This window comes from Streptomyces sp. NPDC020845, assembly GCF_044334165.1.
Classification (GTDB): Bacteria; Actinomycetota; Actinomycetes; order Streptomycetales; family Streptomycetaceae; genus Streptomyces.
Window position 1 is genome coordinate 478299 of sequence record NZ_JBIRSJ010000005.1, and the last position, 18658, is coordinate 496956.

The window sequence follows — 18658 nt, forward strand, 5'->3', positions numbered from 1 at the left end:
CTGGCTTCAAGAGGGGTGGAACGTACGAAGGGGCAACTCGGGACAGCGCCACCCTTCGAGGGTCAGCCAAAGACGTACTTGATGGCTTGGTTGAACCCATAGTCAATCACGGTAACGATGCCGATCATGATGAGCACAAAGACGATCACCACAGTGGTGTACGTCGACAGCTGGCCACGCGTGGGCCACACGACCTTGCGCAGCTCAGCGACGATCTGGCGGTAGAAGAGCGCGAGCCTGCCGAAGGGCCCCTTCTTGGCGCGCTTGCCACCACGACGGCTCTTCTTGGCCGCCACCTCTTCTTCGGGACGACCGCTTTCAGGCGTCGCGGTGGAGCCAAGGGCTTCCGTCACTACGTCCTCACCTGAATCCGGGTCGTGGCCGTGCCGCGTCCGGCCCGGCCGCACAGCGGTGCATTCTCAGTACGCGCCCACGCACCCTGGTAAACGTGCGTGTAGCAGGGCCGGAGGGACTTGAACCCCCAACCGCTGGTTTTGGAGACCAGTGCTCTACCAATTGAGCTACGACCCTTTGCGGCTCCACCCAACCTACCGCATCCACCCGGCTCCATGGAGTGCGCGAGGCGAAACGGCTGTTGAGCGGCCAACGACGGATGAGTGTACGTGGTCCAGGGCCGGGCGTCGAACGAGAAGCGCCCATGGCGCCCTTAAACCCGTGTGCCGCGCTATTCGTCGGTCTGGGACGATGCACATATGACCGCTGCTAACCCTCCTGCACAGTCCCCGACAGAGCGCCGTGTCTCCGCCCGTATCGGAGCCATTTCCGAGTCCGCCACGCTCGCCGTCGACGCCAAGGCCAAGGCCCTCAAGGCCGCCGGGCGTCCGGTGATCGGCTTCGGCGCGGGCGAGCCCGACTTCCCCACGCCCGACTACATCGTCGAGGCGGCGGTGGAGGCCTGCCGCAACCCGAAGTACCACCGCTACACCCCGGCCGGCGGGCTGCCCGAGCTCAAGGCCGCGATCGCCGCGAAGACGCTGCGCGACAGCGGCTACGAGGTCGAGGCGGCGCAGGTCCTGGTGACCAACGGCGGCAAGCAGGCGATCTACGAGGCGTTCGCGGCGATCCTGGACCCGGGCGACGAGGTCATCGTCCCCGCCCCGTACTGGACCACCTACCCCGAGTCGATCCGGCTCGCGGGCGGCGTCCCGGTCGACGTCGTCGCCGACGAGACCACCGGCTACCGGGTCTCCGTGGAGCAGCTGGAGGCGGCCCGCACCGAGCGCACCAAGGTGCTGCTCTTCGTCTCCCCGTCCAACCCCACCGGCGCCGTCTACCCGCGTGAGCAGGTCGAGGCGATCGGGCGCTGGGCGGCCGAGCACGGGCTGTGGGTGCTCACCGACGAGATCTACGAGCACCTGGTGTACGGGGACGCGGAATTCCACTCGCTGCCGGTCGTGGTGCCCGAGCTGCGGGACAAGTGCATCGTGGTCAACGGCGTGGCGAAGACGTACGCCATGACCGGCTGGCGGGTGGGCTGGCTCATCGGCCCCAAGGACGTCGTCAAGGCCGCGACCAACCTCCAGTCGCACGCCACCTCCAACGTGAGCAATGTCGCACAGGCCGCGGCCGTGGCCGCCGTCGCGGGCGACCTGGACGCCGTGGCGGCGATGCGCGAGGCCTTCGACCGCCGCCGCCGCACCATCGTGCGGATGCTGAACGAGATCGACGGCGTGGAGTGCCCCGAGCCCGAGGGCGCCTTCTACGCCTACCCGTCGGTGAAGGCCCTGATCGGCAAGGAGATCCGCGGCAAGCGCCCGCAGAGCTCCGTGGAGCTGGCCGAGCTGATCCTGGAGGAGGCCGAGGTCGCGGTCGTCCCGGGCGAGGCCTTCGGCACCCCGGGCTATCTGCGGCTCTCGTACGCGCTGGGCGACGAGGACCTGGTCGAGGGGATCTCCCGGCTGCAGAAGCTGTTGGGCGAGGCGCGCGACTGATTTCGCGCGCTTCCCCCTCTCTTTCGCGCACTCCCCCTCAGAGGCGCGTGACGCGGGCGCTCGGCGATGGCCGGGCGCCCGCGCCCCTTTGGACCCGCATTCAGGTAGACCCGCATTCATGTGCGGGCAAGCCCCCGTTCGGCGAAAGCGGTACCGGCGTGCTCCGGGCTGGGGCAGTATCTGCAGATGGCACGTGACGTACATCTGCTCCCCAAAGCGCATCTCCATCTGCATTTCACCGGCTCCATGCGTCCCGCCACGCTGCTCGAGCTCGCCGACAAGTACGGCGTCCACCTCCCGGAAGCGCTCAGCGGCGGCGAGCCCCCCAAACTGCGGGCCACCGATGAGCGCGGCTGGTTCCGGTTCCAGCGGCTGTACGACATCGCGCGGTCCTGTCTGCGCGAGCCCGAGGACATCCAGCGGCTGGTGCGCGAGGCCGCCGAGGAGGACGTACGGGACGGCGCCAAGTGGCTGGAGATCCAGGTCGACCCCACCTCGTACGCCCCGCGTCTTGGCGGTCTGATCCCGGCGCTGGAGATCATCCTGGACGCCGTGGAGACCGCCTCACGGGACACCGGGCTCGGGATGCGGGTGCTGGTCGCCGCCAACCGTATGAAGCACCCCTTGGAAGCGCGCACGCTGGCCCGGCTGGCGGTCCGCTTCGCCGACCGCGGCGTCATCGGCTTCGGGCTGTCCAACGACGAGCGGCGCGGCCTGGCCCGGGACTTCGACCGGGCCTTCGCCATCGCCCGCGACGGCGGCCTGCTGGCGGCCCCGCACGGCGGCGAGCTGTCGGGCCCCAGCAGCGTCCGCGACTGCCTGGACGACCTCGGCGCCCAGCGGGTGGGCCACGGCGTACGGGCCGCCGAGGACCCCCGGCTGCTGCGCCGGCTCGCCGAGCGCGGCGTGACCTGCGAGGTGTGCCCGTCCTCGAACGTGGCCCTGGGCGTCTACGAGAAGCCGGAGGACGTGCCGCTGCGCACGCTGTACGAGGCCGGGGTGCCGATGGCGCTGGGCGCCGACGACCCGCTGCTGTTCGGGTCGCGGCTGGCGGCCCAGTACGAGCTGGCGCGGGAGCACCACGGCTTCACGGACACGGAGCTGGCCGAGCTGGCCCGCCAGTCCATCCGCGGCTCGGCGGCCCCCAAGGACGTGGCGGCGCGGCTGCTCGCGGACATCGACGCCTGGCTGGTGGCCGGGTGAGCGAGGCGACGGCCACTCACCGTCGCGCCCCTCTGCAATGAGCGCTGGGCCGACCGGGCGTCTTCTCAGTCGGCCCTGTGCGCGCTCTTCACGGCGCGCATCGCGCTGTGGGCGGGCGCCGCGCTCGTCGACACGTCGGTGCCGCTGGCGCAGGGCCCGGTGGCCGGTCGGTCCTGGGGAGGCGCCGGCCGGTCTCAGAGGCTGACGCCGACCGTCACCGGCTCGTTGACGAGCGTGACCCCGAAAGCGGCCTCGACCCCGGCGACGACCTCGCGGGCGAGCGCGAGCAGGTCCTCGGTCGTGGCCTCGCCGCGGTTGGTCAGGGCGAGGGTGTGCTTGGTGGAGATGCGTGCCGGGCCGGTGCCGTAGCCCTTGGTGAAGCCCGCCTTGTCGATCAGCCATGCGGCGGAGGTCTTGATCCGCCCCTCCCCCGCCGGATAGGCGGGCGGGGTGACGTCGGGGCCCAGGCGCTCGGCGACGCGGGCCAGGAAGGCGGCGTGGGCCTCTTCGGTCAGGATCGGGTTGGTGAAGAAGGAGCCCGCGGACCAGGTGTCGTGGTCCTGCGGGTCGAGGACCATCCCCTTACCCGCGCGGAGCTTCAGGACCTCGTCGCGGGCGGTGGCCACGGGCACCCGCTCCCCCGCCTCCACACCGAGGGCGCGGGCGGTCTCCGCGTACTTGATCGGCGCGGACAGGCCGTCCGCGTCCTCCAGCGCGAAGCGCACCCGCAGCACCACATGGCGCCCCGGGTCGGCCTTGAAGCGGCTGTGGCGGTAGGAGAAGCCGCAGTCGGCGTTCGGGATGGTCACGACGGTCTCGGTGCGCCGGTCGTAGGCGACGACCTCGGTGATCGTGGCCGAGACCTCCTGGCCGTACGCGCCCACGTTCTGGATCGGCGTCGCCCCCGCGGAGCCGGGGATTCCGGCCAGGCACTCGATCCCGGCGAGTCCGGCCCCGACCGTACGGGCCACCGCGTCCGACCAGTTCTCGCCCGCCGCCAGCTCCAGCCGGCCGCCGTCGAGGGTGAAGCCGCTGGTCGCGATGCGCAGGGCGGTGCCGTCGAAGCCCTTGTCGGCGATGACCAGATTGCTGCCGCCGCCTATGACCAGCAGCGGGGTCCCGGCCGCGTCGGCCTCCCGGACTGCCGCGATCACCTCGCCGTCGGTGGTGGCCGTGAGCAGCCGGCCGGCCGGGCCGCCGAGGCGGAAGGTGGTGAAGGGGGCCAGGGGCGCGTCGTGGAGTTCCTGCACGCGCTCAAGAGTACGGGGGCGCCCCGGCGGGGCCTGGTCTGGCCTGGTCTGGCCCGTGGGGCGCCTCTCGTGCTCCCTGCCGCCGGGCGGTCTCAGGCGAGGCGGACGACGGCGCGGGCCCGGCCCAGCACCTTCTGCCCCGCGCTGGTCGCCACGACGTCGACGCGGACCGTACGGGCCTCGTCGTCCAGCTTGGCGGCGACCTTGGCGGTCACCTCGACGACCGAGCCCTTCTCGTCGTTCGGCACGACGACCGGCTTGGTGAAGCGCACCCCGTACTCCACGACGGCCGCCGGGTCCCCGGCCCAGTCGGTCACCACACGGCCCGCCTCGGCCATGGTGAACATGCCGTGCGCGATGACGTCGGGGAGGCCGACCTCTTTGGCGAACTTCTCGTTCCAGTGGATCGGGTTGAAGTCCCCCGACGCGCCCGCGTACTGGACGAGGTCCGCGCGGGTCACGGGGAATTCCTGCGCGGGCAGCTCGGTGCCGACCTCGACGTCGTCGTACGAGACCTTGGCTGTCATCTGCCGTCCTTTGCTGCCGGGGCGTCTGCTGCCTGGGCGTCCTGGGTCTGCGCCGGGATGTCCTGGACCGCCGCCGGGGTGTCCTGGGCCGCCGGGGTGACCTGGGCCTCGACGGCGCGGGCCACGAGGGTCGTGTAGGAGGTCACCACGTGCTCCCCGGCCTCATCGTGCACCTCGCCGCGGACGGACAAAATGTCATTACCGGCCAGCGACTTGATCGAGTCGATCGTCGAGGTGACCGTGAGGCGATCGCCCGCGTGCAGCGGACGGGTGTAGACGAACCTCTGGTCGCCGTGCACCACCCGGCTGTAGTCCAGGCCCAGCTGCGGGTCCTCGATCACCTGCTGCCCGGCGGCCTTGAAGGTGAGCGCGAAAACAAAGGTCGGCGGGGCGATCACATCGGGGTGGTCGAATGCCTTGGCCGCCTCCGGATCGAAGTACACCGGATTGGCGTCGCCGATCGCCTCGGCGAATTCGCGGATCTTCTCCCGGCCGACCTCATAGGGCGCGGTGGGCGGGTAGGACCGCCCGACGAACGACTGGTCGAGCGCCATCGACTCGGCACCTCCTGTGATGGTGGAACGAAACAAGGCCGCCCCCGCATGTGGGGGGCGACCTTGAATGCGGTCTATACGATCGATCTGACCGTCGTGTTTATCGCGTCTCGCGGTGCGCGGTGTGCGCGTTGCAACGCGGGCAGTGCTTCTTCAGCTCAAGACGATCCGGGTCGTTACGCCGGTTCTTCTTGGTGATGTAGTTCCGCTCCTTGCACTCCACGCAGGCCAGCGTGATCTTCGGGCGGACGTCGGTGGCAGCCACGTGAGTGCTCCTTGACGAACGGATGGATGAACGCAGAAATAGTAGCCGATCGAAGGACCGAACCCACAATCGGCTACAGTGAGTAGCGGTGACCGGACTTGAACCGGTGACACAGCGATTATGAGCCGCTTGCTCTACCGACTGAGCTACACCGCTGCGATGCGATTGATCCCCCACCCGACCTGAGCCGAGCGGGACATCTCACACATCAGAGCCCCAATACGGAATCGAACCGTAGACCTTCTCCTTACCATGGAGACGCTCTGCCGACTGAGCTATTGGGGCGAGCGATGAAGACATTACACGCTCGGGCGCCGAAGGTGAAATCCGTATCGGGGGTGCCGTCACGGTCCGCCACCGCCCGCTCAGGCACCACACCAGTACGACTATTCGGCTCCTCCCGGAAGCCGCCCGCGGCGCGCCCTAGGCTCGGGCTCGGATCACGCTGAGCGATCTTGAGCCCAGGACATCCACAGGACATCCATCCACCGGACATCCAGGAGCGCGATGCCCGACAGCCATCCGCAGCGGCAGCCCCATACCCCCGACGGCGCGGCCGGCACGGCGCCCGAGGACGCCCCCGCGCTGGTGCTCGGCGGCGTCCGGCTCGCCGACGGCCGCACCGTGGACGTACGGGTCTGCGGCGGCCGCATCGAGGCGGTCGGCACGGCGGGCAGCCTGATCCCCGGCACCCGCCTCGACCTCGACGGCTATCTGCTGCTCCCGGCCCCCGCCGAACCGCACGCCCACTGCGACACCGCCCTCACCGCCGACACCGTCGGGCCCGTCTCGCACACGCCCGAGGACGTCCAGCGGCGCACCACCGAGGCCGCCCTGATGCACCTCGGCCACGGGGCGACCGCGCTGCGGACCCATGTGCCCATCGGCGGGGTGCACGGGCTGCGGTCCCTGGAAGCCGTCCTGCGCGCCCGGGAGACCCTGCGCGGGCTCACCGACCTGTCCTCCGTGGCGGTGCCCCGGGTGCTGACCGGCGCGGCCGGGGCGGACGGCCTGGCGATCCTTCGGGACGCCGTGAAGATGGGCGCCGGGGTCATCGGCGGCTGCCCCGACCTCGACCCCGACCCCACCGGCCATGTGGAGGCCGTCCTCGATATCGCCGCCCGCCACGGCTGCGCCGTCGACCTGCACACGGACGGTGACGACCCGGCCCGCCTCGCCCGGCTCGCGGCCATGGCCGGCGGGCTGCGGCCGGGCGTCACGATCGGCCCCTGCGGGGGGCTGGCGCGGCTGCCGCGCGATGTGGTGGCACGGGTGGCGGACCGGCTCGCGGCGGCGGGCGTCACGGTCGTATGCCTGCCCCAGGGCGACTGCGGCGGACTGGAGGACCGGCGCGCACGAGGGGCGTACGCCCCGAGCTGCGCGCCGGTGCGGCTGCTGCGCTCGGCCGGGGTCCGGGTGGCCGCGGGCAGCGGGGCGCTCCGGGACGCCGCCAACCCGGTCGGGCGCGGCGACCCGCTGGAGGCCGCCTTCCTCCTGGCCTCGCGGGGCGAGGCCGAGCCCGAGGAGGCGTACGAGGCGGTCTGCGGGCGCGCCCGGGCCGCGCTGGGGCTGCCCGAGGTGCGCGTGGAGGCCGGGTTCCCGGCGGAGCTGCTCGCGGTGCGCGGGGACGGCCTGCCGGGCGTGCTCTCGCTCGCGTACAGCCGGGTGGTGGTCCACCAGGGGCGCGTGGTGGCGCGGACGAGCGCGGTGCGCGAGTACTGCGCCTCGGCGGCCGCGGCGGCGCTGGACCTGCCGCGGCAGGCGCGGACGGGCCACAGCGGCCGGCCGCAGCCGCCGGCGGACTGAACCGGGGGCTGGGGATCAGTGGTTCCGGGCGCTCACCGTGTCCGTCGGGCGCAGGACGCCGAGGTCGCCGAGGTCGACGGTCCGCCCGTCGATATCGCCGGCACCCCCGGGCTCCAGCGCATCGCCGTCCATGACGAAGTGATCTCCGGAGATCGCGTCCGCGGCGTCGGTCCCGTCGTCGATCCCGCCCAGCATCATTCCGCCGGCCGCCTCCATCAGCTCCTTGAAGTCGAGCTCGGTGGCGCCGGACGGGGCGGTGATCTTCCCGCCCTCCCCGAACGTCAGCTTGAGCGGCAGCTTGTCGCCCTTCTTCAGCCCCTCGGCGAACGGAGCGAGATCCGCGCTGGCCTCGGCGAGCGCGCCGTTCTTGATGGCGAAGTCGACCGCGATCTTCTTGTTCGGCACATCCTTGAAGTCCTTGGCGGTCGGCAGGTCCTCGCCGCCCGGGATCCCGTCGGAGAACGGCCGCAGCTCGGTGAAGACACCGGTCAGCAGGGTCCGTACGGGCCCCGTGGCCACCACATGGTCCGCCCCGTCACGGCGGCCCTTGTCCTTCAGGGTCACCTCGCGCGCGAAGAGCTTCTTGAGCGACTTGGTGATCTTCCGGCTGGTCTCGGGGGAGACCTCGGATGCGCCGTCCCCCTTCTTGCCCCCGTCCTTGGCACCGAACCCGTCGCGGGCCTTCTCCAGCTCGGCGGTGTCGACCTTGACCCACCCGCCGTCGAAGAGCTTCCGCAGCACCTTGCCGCCCGGCATGTCCTCGGGCAGTTCGTCGACGGACGGCACGGGCTCGCCGCTCAGCTTGCCGAACGCCCGCATGTCCAGCCGTATGTACGCCGTCTCGCCCATGATCCGGTACTCGACGAGATCGCCGTCGGGCCCGCTGAGCTTCACCCGGGCGCCGACGAGGTCCTTGTCCTTGGCCTCCGCCAGCGGCTTCTTGGCCTGCATGGACACGCTGACCCGCATCCCGGCCAGCGCCTCCGCCTCCTCGCGCGTCATCGGCTCCGCCGCGCTGTCGCTCTTGGAGAGGGCGATCAGCTGCTCGGGCGTCGCGTCGAGGTCCAGCTCCACCGAGAGGGAGCGGCGCTCGCCGAGCTTGTCGGCCGCGTTCTCCAGCTTCTTCCCCGCCGAGACGTTCTCGATCGTGCCGCACGCGGCGACGCCGGTGACCAGCACGGTCGTACAACCGACGGCGACGAGGGACTTACGGATGGCGGTCATGGCGGTACGGGGCTCCTCCAGTCGGCTGAACAGACGCCAGCGCCTGATCTCCCCATCAGACTCGCGAGTGCCGACGAGGGTTGCACGGCGTACGGTCGGGATCATGCGCATTGTCATCGCAGGAGGACACGGTCAGATCGCGCTGCGGCTGGAGCGGCTGCTCGCCCGGCGCGGCGACGAGGTCGCGGGCATCATCCGCCGCCCCGAGCAGGCGGGCGACCTGCTGGCGGCCGGGGCCGAACCGGTCGTCCGCGATCTGGAACAGGCCTCGGTGGACGACGTCGCCCAGCACCTGGAGGCCGCCGACGCCGCGGTCTTCGCGGCCGGCGCGGGCCCCGGCAGCGGCACCACCCGCAAGGAGACGGTCGACCACGGCGCCGCCGTGCTCTTCGCCGACGCGGCCGAGCGGGCCGGCGTACGGCGGTTCCTCATCGTCTCCTCCATGGGCACCGACCGCGAGATCCCCGAGGACACCGACCCGGTCTTCGCCGCCTACCTGCGCGCCAAAACCGAGGCGGACGCCGCCGTACGGGCCCGCCAGGCCCTCGACTGGACCGTCCTGCGACCGGGCCGCCTGACGGACGACCCGGGCACCGGCCGGGTCACCCTGGCCGAGCACGTCGAGTACGGCTCGGTGACCCGCGACGACGTGGCCGCCGTCCTGCTCGCCCTCCTCGACGAGCCCCGTACGGCGGGCCGCACGCTGGAGCTGGTGAAGGGCCCGACGCCGATCACGGAGGCGGTGCGGGCCACAGCGTCCTGAACGATGTCCTGAGCGAGGTCCCGCGTGATGTCCTGAGCGATGTACCTGGGCCCTAGAAATCCACCCGGGTGGCGTCATCCGCCCGGGCCACGGACTCCTGTGCGTACCGCCGCTCGTAGGCGTCCCGGATCCGCTCGATCTGCGGATCGTGCTCGCGCGCCTCGGACACCGGGTACAGCAGGATCAGCTCGTACGACCGCTCCCGCTCGATCGTCCCGTTCCGGTCCCGCCACTGCCCCCGCCCGTCCTGGATCGTCAGCCCTGACGGAAAGCTCGGCGTGACCTCCTCGTCGACGAAGGCCATGAACTGCTTGTCGGTCACGGGCGGCCCGCCGTCGGGCCGCTGCGTCCCGAAGAACAATCGGGTCTCGACGTACGGCTTGCCCCGGCTGACGGCGGAGGCAGCGGACGCGGCGGACGCGGGCTCGTCGTCGAGCGCGGCGTACGCGGCGACGGGCGTGGCCGCGGCGAGAGCGAAGGCCACTCCGACGGCGGCGAGCCGCATGCGCGGCTTCAAGGTCACCATCCCCTGATCATCCCGCCATCCCGCGCGCCCGCGACAGACCGCCTCCCGGCGCCTCAGAGTCGTACGGGCAGCCGCAGCAGGTGGAAGCCGTCCGCAGGCCAGTGCCCGAATTCCAGTTCGTCCCGCCGGACCGCGAGCGCCGCGGCCGGCCGCCGGATGAGCACCTGGTCGAAGACCACCGAGGCGACGAGACGGCCGAGGGCCGCGCCCAGGCAGTAGTGGGCGCCGTGGCCGAAGGCGAGATGGCCGTCGCCACGGCCGAACTCCCGGGTGATGTCGAGCCGTTCGGGCGCCTCCCCGTACTCCCGCGGGTCGTGGTTGGCGGCGAGCAGGGCCACGGTCACCGGCTCGCCCTTCCTCAGCGCGGTCCCGGCGAACTCGAAGTCCTCGGTGGCGTACATCGAGGCGCCGATCCGCACGAGGGTGACATAGCGGAGCAGTTCGGGCACGGCACGCCCCAGCAGCTCGGGCTCGGCGCGGAGCTGGGCCAGCTGGTCGGGGTGGTCGAAGAGGGCGAGGAGCGCGTGGGCGAGGAAGAGGGCGGGCGGGGTGATGCCCGTACTGATGAGCAGGAAGACCACCGAGACCAGCTCGTCCTCGGTGAACGCCTCGTCGCCGTCCCCGCCCTTGCTGTCCCTGCCGCCTTCGATCAGGGCGGAGATCAGATCGTCGGTGGGCTCGGCCCGCCGCCGCGCGATCAACTCCTTGACGTAGTCCACGATGCCCACGAGCCCGTCGGCCATCCGGCTGCCGTCGCCGTACGCGAAGTCGCGTATCCAGTCGCACACCCGGCCCCGGTCCGCCTCGTCGACGCCCACCAGCTCACAGATGACGACGGTGGTCAGCGGATACGCGAACTCACCCAGCAGATCCGCCTCGCCCTTCTCGGCCAGCCCACGGATCAGCTCCTCCGCGGTCCGCTCCACGAACGACCGGAGCGCAGCGACGCGCCGGGCGGTGAACGCCCGGGTCAGCGGGGCGCGGCGCCGGGCGTGGTCCTCGCCGTCGAACAGCGCCAGGTGACCGGCGACGTACTTCGCGTACTCGGCCGGAAAACCCTCGAACGCCGCCTCCACCAGCTCGGCCTGCGGATCCCCTCCCCCGGCCCCGCCGGGCACCTTGGAACGGTCCCGGATGAGCCGCGGCTCGGCCAGCGCCGCCTTGACGTCGGCGTAGCGGGTGACGAGCCGGGCCGGGGTCGTCAGCCCCGGCAGCACCACCTGGGGGAGCTGGTCCTGCGCACGGAATTTCCGCGTAGGCGCCGACCGGATCCTCGACGAGCTCCGGGGTGAGATGGACGGGGGCGGTGGCGGTGGTGGCGGTGCTGTGTTGTGAGGTCATACCGCAGATCCTGCGGACGGTGGCCTTCACCGCGGTTTCGGGGCGGTTTCACGGCGGCCCGGACGGCCGCGGATGCCGACGCGAATATCGGCTGCCACCACTCGTGCCCCCCGAAGGTAGGGGTGCATTCCATGCTCTCGGGGGAGGTGCGCGGCCGATGACCAGCGCAGAGTAGAGGCGAGGGAAGGATGGAGATATGAGCCTGCATTCATCGCGCTTTACCTCGCGTCGTTCCGCACTCATTATCGGCATCTTCTTCGCGGTGGTCGCCCTGGTCACTTTCGCGATCTTCTTCTACGCCGCAAGCGCAGATTCCTCACCCGGGACGACCACACCACGGGAATCCCACTCCTCGACCAAGTCGCCCGCTCCATCCAAATCCAAATACAAATCGAAATCCAAATCCCCCAAACACCGGTCCCACTCGGCCACTCCTCCTGAAGCGCAGCCGTCCACGCCGGATCAGCCCCCGCCCGATACGCCGTCCGACCAGCCATCAGACCAGCCACCGCCCGCGCAGCCCCCGCCCCAACCGCCACCGCAGGACACCCAGCAGCCTCAGCCGGACCCGAACCAATCCCAGCCCGACCCCAACCAACAGCAGCAGCAGCCCCAACCGGACCCCAACCAATCCCAACCGCAACCGGACCCCAACCAGCAGCAACAGCCCCAGCCGGACCCGAATCAGCAGCAGCAACCCCAGCCCGACCCGAACCAATCCCAACAGCCCCAACCCCAGCCGCCCCCGCCGCCTCCCCCGCCCCAGCAGCCGCCGCCCCAGCCGCCTCCACAGCAACCGCCCCCGCAGCCGCCTCAGCAGCCGACCGCGCCATGACGTCGCTCCGGACGACGCAAACGGCCCGTGAGCAGGCGCTGATCACGGGCCGTATTCCATGAATTGATTGCCCGTGGTCACCATCGCTTCAGCGGGGTCGTAAAGACAAGCTCGGTGCGATCCCCGGACAACGTGATGTCGGAGAATTCCACGACCCGGCCGTTGATGTCGACGGAGATCTTCCGGAGGAGAATCACCGAGACGCCCTTCTTCAGCCCGAGTTCTTCGGCTTCCTCCACGGTCGGCGGGCGGGCCGTAATCCGCTCCTCTACGCGATCCAGCTCGATGCCGAGCGCATAAAGCTGGCTCTGCGTACCGCCGGGCCACGGTTCATTCGAATCGTCGAGCAGTTCCGGATCGGCCGCCACCACATCGCGTACGAGATACGAGCGCACCAGTGCGAGGGGGAAGTCCTCACGGCAGTTGGTGCGGTAGATCCGCTCCAGCAGCCGCGTACCGACCGGCACCCCGAACACCGCCGCCCGGTCCTCATCGGCCGTGGCCTCGCGGTACTCGGCGCGGAAGACGAGGTCGGCGGTCTCCAGCCCGGTGTCGTGCTCCGTGGAGCCGGTCTTCAGACGCTCGGCCCGCGACTGACGCGCCCGGTCCTTCTCCCACTGGTGCCGGTCATTGTTCCGCTCCACCCGCCGCCGACGCGGCTCGCGGACGAAGATCCCCATGTCGTGCTCACCGCCCTCATGAACAACAACGGCCCCTGGCCGCGTTTTCGCAGCTCAGGGGCCGTTTTCCCAGCGTGGCGGCGCCAGGATTCGAACCTGGGTAGGCTAAGCCGACGGATTTACAGTCCGCTCCCATTGGCCACTCGGGCACACCGCCTGGGATGTGACCAGGAGCTCCGTTCCCACTTTCGGGGAACCCCCTGGCGACGACGTAAACAATACCCGATGACAGGGGGTGCTCCGCCACTGGGTTGATCCCGTCTCGATCATGGCTGGGATGACTAGGCTGACCCGTGCGGTCCGGCGGGCCGTGCCCCTGACAGATCTATGTACGAGGAGCCAACTCAAGATGGCCGACTCCAGTTTCGACATCGTCTCGAAGGTCGAGCGGCAGGAGGTCGACAACGCTCTCAACCAGGCGAGCCGCGAGATCTCCCAGCGCTATGACTTCAAGAACGTCGGCGCTTCGATCGAGTGGTCAGGCGAGCGGATCGAGATGCGTGCCAACTCCGAGGAGCGGGTCAAGGCGATCCTCGATGTCTTCCAGTCCAAGCTGGTCAAGCGCGGGATCTCACTGAAGGCGCTGGACGCGGGCGAGCCGCAGGCCTCTGGCAAGGAATACAAGATCTTCGCCTCGCTGCAGGAGGGGATCTCCCAGGAGAACGCCAAGAAGGTTGCCAAGATCATCCGCGATGAGGGCCCGAAGGGCGTCAAGGCGCAGGTGCAGGGCGATGAGCTGCGGGTGACGTCCAAGAGCCGGGACGACCTGCAGACCGTCATCGCGCTGCTCAAGGGCAAGGACCTCGACTTCGCGGTGCAGTTCGTCAACTACCGGTGAACGTCACCACTGCCGGCTAGGGACCGCTCCCCGGCTCTCCTTCGCATGGGCGGGCAGCCTGTTCACGGGCTGCCCGCCCTTGGCATGTGTCTGCCGCCGGCTTCCGCTGGAGCGGCTACCAGCGGCCGGTCGCGAAGGGGCGGTCCGTGGAGACGATCTCGTGGCCCAGGGGGGTCAGGGATATCGGGATCAGCTTGAAGTTGGCCAGGCCCAGCGGGATGCCGATGATCGTCAGGCACAGGATGGTGCCGGTGATGATGTGGCCGAGCGCCAGCCACCAGCCCGCGAGGACGAGCCACAGCACGTTGCCGATGCAGGAGGGCGCTCCGGCGTCGCGGCGGGGGACGGCGGTGCGGCCGAAGGGCCAGAGGGCGAAGCCCGCGATGCGACAGGAGGCCATGCCGAACGGGATGCCGATGATGGTGGTGAAGAGGATCAGACCGGCGATCAGATAGGCGCAGGCGAGCCAGAAGCCGGAGAGGACGAGCCAGATCAGGTTGAGGATGGTCTTCACGGTCGGCGTCCTGCCATCTCCTCGAGGCGGGCGATGCGCTCCGCCATGGGCGGGTGGGTGGAGAAGAGCTTGGCCATGCCCTCGCCGGCGCGGAAGGGGTTCGCGATCATCAGGTGGCTCGCGGTCTCCAGGCGGGGCTCGGGCGGCAGCGGGAGCTGCTGGGTGCCCGTTTCGAGCTTGCGGAGGGCGTTGGCGAGGGCGAGGGGGTCGCCGGTGAGCTGCGCGCCGGAGGCGTCGGCCTCGTACTCGCGGGAGCGGCTGACGGCGAGCTGGATGATGGTGGCGGCGAGCGGGCCGAGGATCATGATCAGCAGCATGCCGAGGAAGCCGGGGCCCTCGTCGTCGTCGGAGCGGCCGATCGGGATCAGCCAGGCGAAGTTGACCAGGAACATCACGACGCTGGCGAGCGCGCCGGCGACGGACGAGATGAGGATGTCGCGGTTGTAGACGTGGCTGAGCTCATGGCCGAGCACGGCGCGCAGCTCGCGCTCGTCGAGGAGCCGGAGGATGCCTTCGGTGCAGCACACCGCCGCGTTCCGCGGGTTGCGGCCGGTCGCGAAGGCGTTGGGGGCCTCGGTCGGGGAGATGTAGAGACGCGGCATGGGCTGGCGGGCGGCGGTGGAGAGCTCGCGGACCATGCGGTAGAGCTGGGGGGCCTCGAACTCGCTCACGGGCCGCGCGCGCATGGCGCGCAGAGCGAGCTTGTCGCTGTTCCAATACGCGTACGCGTTGGTGCCGAGCGCCACCAGGACGGCGATGATCAGGCCCGTACGGCCGAAGAGGCTGCCGACGACAATGATGAGCGCGGACAGTCCCCCGAGGAGTACGGCGGTTTTGAGCCCGTTGTGCCGACGATGCACGGTGTGCCCTCCAAAAGATGCCGCAAGGGAACCCTTTTTTCGCGGTGTCTCCACCTTCCAGTGGACCCTTCCGCATTGGTCAACGCCATATGAAGGTCGCTGGTTCCCTAGTGCACACGTGGCGGGCCGTTGGGCCGTTGGAGTGAGACCTCAGGCAGCGGTCACAGCAGGGCGCCGGAGGCGAAGCGCAGGACGAGTTGCGGGGCGCCGGAGAGGGCGACGCCGAGCACGGCGGCGAGGCCGATGACCGCGGTGAGGGAGGCGGGGACCGCGCGGGTGGCGAGAGCGGGGGTGGCCGGGGCCGTCGGCTCGGCGGCGGGCGCGGGGGCTCCGGCGGGCGCGCGGAAGAGGACGGCCGTCCACTGGAGGTAGTAGTAGAGCGCGATCACGACGTTCACGGCCATGACGACGGCGAGCCAGCCCAACCCCGCGTCCACGGCTGCCGAGAAGACGGTGACCTTGGCGAACAGGCCGATGACGCCGGGCGGCAGCCCGGCCAGGCAGAGCAGGAAGAAGCCGAGCGCGAGGGCGGCCAGGGGGCGGGTGGCGTACAGGCCGCGGTAGTCGCTGAGGCGGCCTGTGGGGTGGGTGCGCGACACCAGGGCGACGACCGCGAAGGCACCGAGGTTCACGGCGGCGTACATCAGGGCGTACGCGACCGTGGAGCCGATGGCGTGGGCCGCGTCGCCGGAGGAATCGGCGTAGCCGGCCGCGGCGATGGGGACCAGCAAATAGCCCGCCTGGCCGACGGAGGACCAGGCCAGCAGGCGTACGGCGCTGTGCGCGCGCTCGGGGCGCTGGCGCAGCGCGGCGACGTTGCCCGCGGTCATGGTGAGCGCGGCCAGCACGGCGACGGCCGGGCCCCATACGTCGGCGTACGCGGGGAAGGCGAGGACGGTGACCAGGATGAGGCCGGAGAAGCCGACCGCCTTGCCGATGACGGAGAGGTACGCGGCCACCGGGATGGGGGCGCCGACGTAGGTGTCGGGGACCCAGAAGTGGAATGGCACGGCGGCGGTCTTGAAGGCGAAGCCCACCAGGGTGAGCACGACGCCGGCCTGGGCGAGCGTGTCCAGCCGCGGGTCGACGTGGCCGAGGGCGGCGGCGATCCGGGACAGGTGGAGGCTGCCGGTGGCGGCGTAGACGAAGCTGACGCCCATCAGCATGACGGCGGTCGCGGTGACCGAGGAGAGGAAGAACTTGAGGGCGGCCTCGGAGGAGAGGCGGTCGCCGCGGCGCAGCCCCACGAGCGCGAAGGCCGGCAGGGAGGCGACCTCCAGGGCGACGACGAGGGTGGCGAGGTCACGGGAGGCGGGCAGGAGAGCCGCGCCCGCGGCGGAGGACAGCAACAGGAACCAGAATTCGCCGGCGGGAAGTTTGCCGCCCTCTGCGGCGTCCCCGGCGTCGGCGTGTCCGGCGGCCCCGGCTTCACCGTCTCCGGCGTCCTTGGAGCCGCGGTTGTGGACCGTGCTCATGGACAGCAGGGCCGTCAGAAGGGCTCCGCCGAGCACCAGGAATTGGATGACGACGGCGAATTCGTCGGCCCTGTAGCTGCATACGTCCGGGTCGGAGGTCAGGCAGAAGGTGCTGCGGTCCCCGGCGCGGAGCGGCAGCAGGAGGAGCGCGGCCAGGGCCAGGCCCGCGGTCGCGAACCAGCCCAGGAGGGGTTTGTTCCGCTCGGCGAGGAAGAGGTCGGCGACCAGGACGGCCAGGGCGGCGACGGCGGCGACGGTGGGCGGGGCGATCGCGAGCCAGTCGACGGACTGGACGTAGCCTCCGGCGAGCGCGGTCATCAGTGGCCTCCCGCGAGAAGTTGCTGCACGGCCGGGTCGGTGAGGCCGAGGAGGGCCGCGGGCCACAGTCCGCCGAGGACGGTGAGGGCGACCAGCGGGGTCCAGGCGGCGAATTCGTAGCCGCGTACGTCCGCCAGGGCGGGGCGGAGCGGCCCGGCGGGTGCCCCGGCTCCCCCGCCAGCCCCGGCTCCCCCGCCAGCCCCTGCGGCTCCGGTGGCCCCTGCGGCTTCTCCGGGCCCGCCTGTCGCCCCACCCGTGGCTCCGCCTGCGGGGGCGCCTGCGGGGGCGCCGGTGAGCGTGCCGCCCATCTCGGCCTCCGGGTGCTCGCCCATGCAGACGCGGCGTACGACGACGAGCAGATAGGCGGCGGTCAGCAGGGTGCCCAGGCCCGCGAGCGCCATGAAGGTGAGGAATGCGGGGCGGCTCAGCCCGTCGGCGGGCTCGAACGCGCCGAACATGGCGAGCATCTCGCCCCAGAACCCGGCGAGCCCCGGCAGCCCCAGGGAGGCGACGGCGGCAAAGGCGACCAGTCCGCCCAGGCGCGGCGCCCGGCCGTACAGGGCCGCTCCGCCGGTGCCGGAGAGCTGGTCGAGGTCGGTGGTGCCGCAGCGGTCCTTGAGGGCGCCGACAAGGAAGAAGAGCAGGCCGGTGATCAGGCCGTGCGCGATGTTGGCGAACAGCGCGCCGTTGACCCCGGTCGGGGTGAGCGTGGCGATGCCGAGCAGAACGAAGCCCATATGGCCGACGGAGGAGTACGCGATCAGCCTCTTGAGGTCGCCCTTGGCCCCGGTGCGAGCCAGGGCGAGGCAGGCGAGGGAGCCGTAGATGATGCCGACGGCGGCGAGGGCGGCCAGGTAGGGCGCGAAGGTGTGGGCCCCTTCGGGCGCGATGGGCAGCACGATGCGCACCAGCCCGTACGTGCCCATCTTGAGCAGTACGCCCGCGAGGAGGACGGAGCCGACGGTGGGCGCGGCGGTGTGGGCGTCGGGGAGCCAGCTGTGCAGGGGCCACATGGGGGCCTTGACGGCGAGGCCGACGCCGATGGCGAGGACCGCGATCAGCTGGGTGGTGCGGCTGAGCTTGGCACCGTTGTCGGAGGCGAGTGCCACCATGTCGAAGGTGCCGCCCTTGAGCCCGACGAGGAGGAGGCCGAGCAGCATGATCACGGAGCCGAGCAGCGTGTAGAGGATGAACCTCCAGGCGGCGCGCTCGCGTTCGGCGCCGCCCCATCGGTTGATGAGGAAGTACATCGGGATGAGCACCATCTCGAACGCCAGGAAGAACAGCATCAGGTCGAGGACGGCGAAGGAAGCCAGGGTGCCGGACTCCAGGAGCAGCAGCAGCGAGACGAACGCCTTCGGGGAGGGTCCGGCGGGCATGTTGAAGTAGCTGTAGAGGGCGCACAGGAAGGTCAGCAGCGCGGTCAGCACGAGGAGGGGGAGCGAGACGCCGTCCACGCCGAGGTGGATCCGGATGTCCAGCGCCGGGATCCAGCTGATGTCGGTCTGGGCCTGCATGGCGGCCGGGCGGTCGTGGTCGAAGCCCGCTGCGAGGGCGATGGCGACGGCCAGGACGGCCCCGGTGACGGTGACGCCGTGGCGCAGCACGGCCTGGTCGGGGCCGCGGCCGCGCAGCCCGGGCGGGGCGGGGAGGAGCGCGGCGGCCGAGCCGAGGAGGGGCAGGACGATCAGGGCCGCGAGGAGCGACTGCAGGACGGTGTGGTTCAC

17 protein-coding genes, 4 tRNA genes and 1 pseudogene are annotated in these 18658 nt (G+C 70.9%); 5 read left to right on the forward strand and 17 right to left on the reverse strand.

Annotated elements, in window-relative coordinates:
• Positions 1 to 62 precede the first annotated feature (62 nt).
• Both secE and ACH4U7_RS15230 read right to left on the reverse strand, forming a co-directional pair.
• Positions 63 to 353 carry a preprotein translocase subunit SecE gene (gene secE / locus ACH4U7_RS15225; protein WP_043487404.1) on the reverse strand — a complete coding sequence of 97 codons (291 nt, stop codon included), beginning with the start codon at positions 351 to 353 and terminating at the stop codon, positions 63 to 65.
• A gap of 105 nt (positions 354 to 458) precedes the next feature.
• Positions 459 to 531, reverse strand: a tRNA-Trp gene (locus tag ACH4U7_RS15230).
• 182 nt (positions 532 to 713) lie between these two features.
• Between ACH4U7_RS15230 and ACH4U7_RS15235 the strand changes: the two genes are divergently transcribed.
• Both ACH4U7_RS15235 and ACH4U7_RS15240 read left to right on the forward strand, forming a co-directional pair.
• Positions 714 to 1952 carry a pyridoxal phosphate-dependent aminotransferase gene (locus ACH4U7_RS15235; RefSeq protein WP_398528378.1) on the forward strand — a complete coding sequence of 413 codons (1239 nt, stop codon included), beginning with the start codon at positions 714 to 716 and terminating at the stop codon, positions 1950 to 1952.
• Positions 1953 to 2138: 186 nt separating this feature from the next.
• Complete coding sequence (locus ACH4U7_RS15240; protein ID WP_398528379.1) at positions 2139 to 3155, forward strand: adenosine deaminase; 1017 nt, start codon at positions 2139 to 2141, stop codon at positions 3153 to 3155.
• Positions 3156 to 3349: 194 nt separating this feature from the next.
• On the opposite strand, the gene ACH4U7_RS15245 is transcribed toward ACH4U7_RS15240, so the two are convergent.
• The 6 genes and pseudogenes from ACH4U7_RS15245 to ACH4U7_RS15270 form a co-directional block, all read right to left on the reverse strand.
• On the reverse strand, positions 3350 to 4405 hold the full coding sequence (locus ACH4U7_RS15245; RefSeq protein WP_398528380.1) for a UDP-N-acetylmuramate dehydrogenase: 1056 nt from the start codon (positions 4403 to 4405) through the stop codon (positions 3350 to 3352).
• A 92-nt stretch (positions 4406 to 4497) separates the two neighbouring features.
• Positions 4498 to 4932: a MaoC family dehydratase gene (locus ACH4U7_RS15250; RefSeq protein ID WP_089509716.1), complete on the reverse strand. Its 435-nt coding sequence runs from the start codon at positions 4930 to 4932 to the stop codon at positions 4498 to 4500.
• A gap of 107 nt (positions 4933 to 5039) precedes the next feature.
• Positions 5040 to 5486, reverse strand: a pseudogene (locus ACH4U7_RS15255) (MaoC family dehydratase N-terminal domain-containing protein); the annotation flags it as partial.
• A gap of 100 nt (positions 5487 to 5586) precedes the next feature.
• Complete coding sequence (gene rpmG, locus ACH4U7_RS15260; RefSeq protein ID WP_065962933.1) at positions 5587 to 5751, reverse strand: 50S ribosomal protein L33; 165 nt, start codon at positions 5749 to 5751, stop codon at positions 5587 to 5589.
• 83 nt (positions 5752 to 5834) lie between these two features.
• Positions 5835 to 5907 (reverse strand) — tRNA-Met (locus ACH4U7_RS15265).
• A gap of 56 nt (positions 5908 to 5963) precedes the next feature.
• Positions 5964 to 6036: transfer RNA gene (locus ACH4U7_RS15270), tRNA-Thr, on the reverse strand.
• A 222-nt stretch (positions 6037 to 6258) separates the two neighbouring features.
• On the opposite strand from ACH4U7_RS15270, the gene ACH4U7_RS15275 reads away from it, so the two are divergent.
• Positions 6259 to 7557 (forward strand): amidohydrolase family protein, encoded by a 1299-nt coding sequence (locus ACH4U7_RS15275; protein ID WP_398528381.1) that lies wholly within the window; start codon positions 6259 to 6261, stop codon positions 7555 to 7557.
• 15 nt (positions 7558 to 7572) lie between these two features.
• On the opposite strand, the gene ACH4U7_RS15280 is transcribed toward ACH4U7_RS15275, so the two are convergent.
• Positions 7573 to 8781 carry a hypothetical protein gene (locus ACH4U7_RS15280; protein WP_398528382.1) on the reverse strand — a complete coding sequence of 403 codons (1209 nt, stop codon included), beginning with the start codon at positions 8779 to 8781 and terminating at the stop codon, positions 7573 to 7575.
• Between the two features lie 103 nt (positions 8782 to 8884).
• On the opposite strand from ACH4U7_RS15280, the gene ACH4U7_RS15285 reads away from it, so the two are divergent.
• Positions 8885 to 9544 (forward strand): NAD(P)H-binding protein, encoded by a 660-nt coding sequence (locus ACH4U7_RS15285; RefSeq protein ID WP_398528383.1) that lies wholly within the window; start codon positions 8885 to 8887, stop codon positions 9542 to 9544.
• A 52-nt stretch (positions 9545 to 9596) separates the two neighbouring features.
• Here ACH4U7_RS15285 and ACH4U7_RS15290 read toward each other — a convergent pair whose 3' ends face one another.
• From ACH4U7_RS15290 to ACH4U7_RS15305, 4 genes are all read right to left on the reverse strand, one after another.
• Positions 9597 to 10070, reverse strand: coding sequence for a DUF3574 domain-containing protein (locus tag ACH4U7_RS15290; RefSeq protein WP_398528384.1), 474 nt, complete (start codon positions 10068 to 10070; stop codon positions 9597 to 9599).
• Between the two features lie 53 nt (positions 10071 to 10123).
• Positions 10124 to 11290 carry a cytochrome P450 gene (locus ACH4U7_RS15295; protein ID WP_398528385.1) on the reverse strand — a complete coding sequence of 389 codons (1167 nt, stop codon included), beginning with the start codon at positions 11288 to 11290 and terminating at the stop codon, positions 10124 to 10126.
• Between the two features lie 1033 nt (positions 11291 to 12323).
• Positions 12324 to 12926, reverse strand: coding sequence for a UTRA domain-containing protein (locus ACH4U7_RS15300; RefSeq protein WP_398528386.1), 603 nt, complete (start codon positions 12924 to 12926; stop codon positions 12324 to 12326).
• A gap of 75 nt (positions 12927 to 13001) precedes the next feature.
• Positions 13002 to 13083, reverse strand: a tRNA-Tyr gene (locus ACH4U7_RS15305).
• Between the two features lie 192 nt (positions 13084 to 13275).
• Between ACH4U7_RS15305 and ACH4U7_RS15310 the strand changes: the two genes are divergently transcribed.
• The gene (locus tag ACH4U7_RS15310; RefSeq protein WP_398528387.1) at positions 13276 to 13764 is read left to right on the forward strand and encodes a YajQ family cyclic di-GMP-binding protein; all 489 of its coding nucleotides are present in this window, start codon (positions 13276 to 13278) and stop codon (positions 13762 to 13764) included.
• 115 nt (positions 13765 to 13879) lie between these two features.
• Here ACH4U7_RS15310 and ACH4U7_RS15315 read toward each other — a convergent pair whose 3' ends face one another.
• The 4 genes from ACH4U7_RS15315 to ACH4U7_RS15330 all read right to left on the reverse strand — a co-directional run bounded on the left by ACH4U7_RS15315 (position 13880) and on the right by ACH4U7_RS15330 (position 18658).
• Positions 13880 to 14278: a YccF domain-containing protein gene (locus tag ACH4U7_RS15315; protein WP_398528388.1), complete on the reverse strand. Its 399-nt coding sequence runs from the start codon at positions 14276 to 14278 to the stop codon at positions 13880 to 13882.
• A complete protein-coding gene (gene htpX, locus ACH4U7_RS15320) occupies positions 14275 to 15138 on the reverse strand; it encodes a zinc metalloprotease HtpX (protein WP_089509729.1) in 864 nt (287 codons plus the stop codon). Before htpX ends, ACH4U7_RS15315 begins: the two co-directional genes overlap by 4 nt.
• Before the next feature lie 161 nt (positions 15139 to 15299).
• A complete protein-coding gene (locus tag ACH4U7_RS15325; RefSeq protein ID WP_398528389.1) occupies positions 15300 to 16931 on the reverse strand; it encodes an NADH-quinone oxidoreductase subunit N in 1632 nt (543 codons plus the stop codon).
• On the reverse strand, positions 16931 to 18658 hold the full coding sequence (locus ACH4U7_RS15330) for a NuoM family protein (RefSeq protein ID WP_398528390.1): 1728 nt from the start codon (positions 18656 to 18658) through the stop codon (positions 16931 to 16933). The genes ACH4U7_RS15325 and ACH4U7_RS15330 overlap by 1 nt, the downstream gene beginning before the upstream one ends.